General features: G+C 69.1%; 6 protein-coding genes and 2 pseudogenes. 1 reads left to right on the top strand and 7 read right to left on the bottom strand.

The features are described from left to right. The 7 genes and pseudogenes from ACY45C_RS07705 to ACY45C_RS07675 form a co-directional block, all read right to left on the bottom strand. Positions 1 to 199 (bottom strand): annotated as a pseudogene (locus tag ACY45C_RS07705) (hypothetical protein); the annotation flags it as partial. Beyond that, the gene (locus tag ACY45C_RS07700) at positions 196 to 585 is read right to left on the bottom strand and encodes a polysaccharide deacetylase family protein (protein WP_462186942.1); all 390 of its coding nucleotides are present in this window, start codon (positions 583 to 585) and stop codon (positions 196 to 198) included. The gene ACY45C_RS07700 and the pseudogene ACY45C_RS07705, both read right to left, overlap by 4 nt. A 5-nt stretch (positions 586 to 590) precedes the next feature. Next, positions 591 to 866, bottom strand: a complete 276-nt coding sequence (locus ACY45C_RS07695) for a polysaccharide deacetylase family protein (RefSeq protein ID WP_462186947.1) — start codon at positions 864 to 866, stop codon at positions 591 to 593. 81 nt (positions 867 to 947) lie between these two features. Further along, a complete protein-coding gene (locus ACY45C_RS07690; protein ID WP_462186941.1) occupies positions 948 to 1880 on the bottom strand; it encodes a glycosyltransferase family 2 protein in 933 nt (310 codons plus the stop codon). A gap of 555 nt (positions 1881 to 2435) precedes the next feature. Continuing rightward, positions 2436 to 2846, bottom strand: coding sequence for an RNA-binding S4 domain-containing protein (locus ACY45C_RS07685; RefSeq protein ID WP_462186940.1), 411 nt, complete (start codon positions 2844 to 2846; stop codon positions 2436 to 2438). A 55-nt stretch (positions 2847 to 2901) separates the two neighbouring features. Further along, positions 2902 to 3258: a group I truncated hemoglobin gene (locus tag ACY45C_RS07680; RefSeq protein ID WP_462186939.1), complete on the bottom strand. Its 357-nt coding sequence runs from the start codon at positions 3256 to 3258 to the stop codon at positions 2902 to 2904. 382 nt (positions 3259 to 3640) lie between these two features. After that, positions 3641 to 3952 carry a YdcF family protein gene (locus tag ACY45C_RS07675; protein ID WP_462186938.1) on the bottom strand — a complete coding sequence of 104 codons (312 nt, stop codon included), beginning with the start codon at positions 3950 to 3952 and terminating at the stop codon, positions 3641 to 3643. Between the two features lie 171 nt (positions 3953 to 4123). Here ACY45C_RS07675 and ACY45C_RS07670 point away from each other — a divergent pair. Continuing rightward, positions 4124 to 4280 (top strand): annotated as a pseudogene (locus tag ACY45C_RS07670) (SAM-dependent methyltransferase); the annotation flags it as partial.

Raw genomic sequence — 4280 nt, 5'->3', positions numbered from 1 at the left:
GCGGCTCACCGTGCAGCAGGACGAGGACCCGCGCACGTCGCTGATGGTCGCGTGGCGGCACGGCCGAGCGCACGACGCCCTCGGCCGACACCTCGAGCTGACAGCAGCAGGTACCCTCGTCGGTCGCGGCCGGACCGGTTGGGGCTGGGCCGGTCGCGGCCGGACCGGTTGGGGACTCCCGATTCCCGTGCGGGTTCATCCGGCGCTCCTCGCCTCGTGATCCCCGGCGCGTCCGCGGATCGTCCGTTGGGCCGGGATAACTCGACGCAATGCCCCACCCAGTTCCCGCTCGAGGTCGGGGCGTCGGTAAACCTGCGGTCTGCGTGCCGTCTCGACGAGCGCATCAACGCGGGTCTGGCGCCCCACCTCGATCCTGGGCAGGGCATAGCGGTCCTGAGCTGTCGGGAAGGCACGCCGAGTCAGCAGTGTGAACGCCGCGTCGTATCCCGCTTTCTTCACCATCATGCGCACGCGCGCGTCATGTTCCCCGTAGGGATAGGCGAACAGGCGTGGCCTCGGCAGCCCGATGGCCGCGAGGTCGCTGCGCGCCGCGGAAAGCTCGTCCCACAGGCCGGCCCTGCTCATCCTCGTCAACTCCCGTGAGTGCGGGAGTGCGCCGCCACTTCCCAGCCTTCCCGGTGAAGGGCGCGCAGCCGGCTCGCGTCGAGGAGCGGCAGCCTGGCGGCGCCGTTCACCGCATCCCACCTGTTCCAACCGCCGATCTCTTTCGTGACCACGAAAACCGTCGCGGGAATACCAAGTTCCCGAAGGACGGGCACGGCATGCTCGAACAGACTCGCATAGGCGTCGTCGAAGGTGAGGACCAGGGACTGATGCCGGGCGGGCCGGCCGTCGAGATGACGCAGGAGCTCATCGGCCCCGACAAAGGCGAAGCCGGCGTCCAGCAGGGCTGTCAGCTGGGCCCGGAACTGCGGCGGAGGGGCCGCTTACCTGCTCAGCAGGGGATCCGACACGTCCTCTATCGCATGATAGGCGAGGACCCGCAGGCCCACGTCCGGTGCGTGCAGGAGGCCGCCGCGCTGGCGGGCTCCCCGCCAGTAGGAGCAGTCCCGCAGTCCCAGGAACATCCATCTGGTGGGCCGGTCCACCTTCCCGGCGCTGACCCTTCCGAGCACGAGACCCGCCGGGGCGCGGGACGCCCAGGGTGGTGCCGCCGCCGCGGCCCTGGCGAGGATTCCTTTGACCGTCTTCCCGCCATGCTGGGCAAAGAGCAGGTCACCGAGACCCGGATGTTTTCGGGCAAGCGCGGCATCGGCCTGCCCGGCCTGCGTCCACTGCCTCAGGTGCGCCTCGGGCGAAACGACGTAACGCTGGTAGGAGACGGCGTCGGCGGCGAATCGAACCTGCGCACCGCTCTGCAGCAGCCGGTAGAGGAAGTCGGTGTCCTCACCGCCGAAGCTGCCGCCGGCGGTAAAACTCGTGTCGAAACCGCCGAGCCTGACGAAGGTCGACGCCCGCATCGACACCTGCCCGGAGAGCAGGTCCGCGACGGTCAGCCGCCCGTCCGACCGCAGCAGCCGCCGGCGGCGCGCCCGGGCCCACCGGTCGACTCCGTAGGTGAGCACCGTGGGCGGCGAGGCGGGGTGCATCGGGATGTGGCCGACCACGGCGTCGGCGCCGTCGGCGAGAAGCTTTTCATGCTCGACGAGGAGCCGCCGGTCCGCCGCCATGTCGTCGTCGAGGAAGAGGATGAACTCGCCGAGCGCGCTCGCGGCGCCACGGTTTCTCGCCGCAGCCGCGCCCGCGTTCTCCTGCCACAGGATACGCTTGGAGAACGGCAGGGAGACGGCCCGGAGAGCCTTCTCGGTGCCATCCGTGGAACCGTCGACGACAACGATCAGTTCGCAGGGCCACGGCATATCGAGGTGCCTGAGTCCCACAATACTCTACAATACCACGTCCCAGCGGTTGTATGTCGGCATCACAATGCTGAACCGGACCGGAGGCCCATTACGGGCGGGCTGCCCCGCCGAATGGTCCAGGATGTCCACGCCCGGTTGCTCACGCTAGCTCATCGCGAATTCCGCCGAGCCAACCCGGATGACGCTCGCCCCATGGTCCTGACTCTAGTTCGAGCCGGTCGGTGCGGCGGGATGCGATCCGGCCGTGTCGTCCAGGAAGATCAACCTCACGATCGGATTCTGCAGGCGCGGGTAACGCTACGCGGCACGTAGCGGCAGGGCTCGGTCCCGGTCACCGGCAATGTACTCGGTCGTTTTCTTCATTTTCTTCATACCGTTGATGCGAAGTAATCCCATGGTGGGTGGTCCAGGGTTAGTAATCCCAGGGCGAGGTTCCTGAGGATGGTCATGGTGTGTGGGCGATTGCGGACTCTCTCGACCGAGGCTTCGCCTGACCGGGCGCCGCTACTGGGCTCCCAGTAGCAGTGCCGCTACCGTGCATCAGCGGCGCCGCTACTGTGCGTCCGGCCAGCGGGGCTGGTCGCGCAGGCGTTCCAGCGCCCGCCGGTCGCGCTTCGTCGGCCGCCCGGCGCCCCGATCGCGCACGGCCACCACCGGCGGCACCTCGCGCGCGACCGGCGGGCTGTGGTCGACGAAGCACTCCGCGGCAACGGGCGCGCCGACCCGCCTGTGCAGGATCCGGGTGACGACGACGACCCGTTCGTGCCCGGGTTGGCGCACCCGGATCTCGTCCCCGGCCCGCACCGGATGGGCCGGCTTGACCCGCTCGCCGTTGAGGCGGACATGGCCGGCGCGGCAGGCGGCGGTCGCCTGCGATCGCGCCTTGACCAGGCGCACGCACCAGATCCAGGTGTCGATCCGGGCGGTTCCCGCCGGCGACGTCATAGGCGTGGGCGACGTCATAAGTCTGACTGTACGAATCAACCGGCGGACCTGTTGTCGTTCGGTGACGTGACGGTCAGGCGGTGACGATCGACCTGCGTAGCGGTAGCAGGGCGCTCGTGACCGCCGCGACCGTGCCGGCGCCGAGGCCGGCGTCGGTGAGAGCCGCAATGAGGTGCCCGGCGATCCGGTCGAAGGCGGCGTCGGTGACGGCGAGGCCCGCATGGGCGGCCGCGAGATCACGACCCTCGTAGGCCTTCGGGCCTCCGGTCACGGCGACGAGGAACGCGACCTGGTGGGTGCGGAGCCTGGCCAGGTCGGTGTTGGCGAAATAGGGCGCCAGCTCCGGATCGGTCAGGATGCGATCGTAGAAGGTGGCCACCACCCCGGCGATCGAGGCCTCCCTGCCCAGGATCTCGTAAAACGTGGTCATCCGCTTCCTCGTCACCTGTTCCCGGAACGGTCAGTGCGGCCCAGCGTGCCGAAGATGGGCTGCGGCGTCATGTCCGGTTCGTAACGATCCGTCGATATCTACCCCCCGGCGCCCGCCCGGTCGCGTCGAGATCACGGCCTCGTGTGCCGAGGTCCGATTCCGCCTGTGCCCTGTTCACAGCACCTTGACCTCACGTGAAGATGAGGTTCCAGGCTGGCCGTCCTGGAACGTGACGACACGGAACGTGACAGCGACAAGGTGAACGGGAGCTACGCTCGCTGACCTGAGCGAGCTCGGCGCGTTGTTCATCCGTGCGGCCAAGCTCTGGCGGGGCGTGGCGGGCGAGTGATCCCTGCGTCGGCACCCGTGGCTTACCCGTGGCTCAGCGGAGTGCCCGGCCGAGCTCGTTGGCGGCCCTCGGGAGCTTTAGCCACCAGTAATCCAGGAACCGGTAGTCGTCGGCGGGAACCAGTCGGGCCGCGAGATCCGGGCGTAGTTTCCACAGGTAGCGGCGGGCCCGCGCCGCGTGCAGCGGATCGGACGCGATCGCCACGGTGTCCGCCGTCTCGAGGAAGGGCAGGGTGAGCTTGATGTTCTGCCAGGTGTTCCGCGCCGAGGTCTCCAGCAGGATCTTCTCCGCCGGTACGCCGAGCGCGTCGTGCGCGTAGCCGGCCATGGCCGCGGCCTCGGACACCCCGCCGACCCCCGACGACTTTGGGGGAGGTAGTCACGCTTTTCGACCCGCGGAGCGTTACTACCTCCCCCAGATTTACCGGCATCTGCCCTGGAACCGTCCGGACCGTGGCCGCGAGGCGGCGCAGGAAATTCGCTCGCGACCGCGTGGATGTGCTGCCATGGTCGGCCTATGGCGCGCCAATTCGACGATCTTGTTGCTGAGGCGGCGTCGGTGCCGGTGGACGGCTGGGACTTCTCCTGGTTGGACGGGCGGGCCACCGAGCAGCGTCCGTCCTGGGGCTACGCCCGGCTGATGGGCGAGCGGATGGGTCGGGCCGCCGTGGGCC

The organism is Frankia sp. CcWB2 (genome assembly GCF_977927585.1).
Note: the sequence above shows the minus strand (reverse complement) of the source record. Positions and strands in the feature narration are given on the sequence as shown.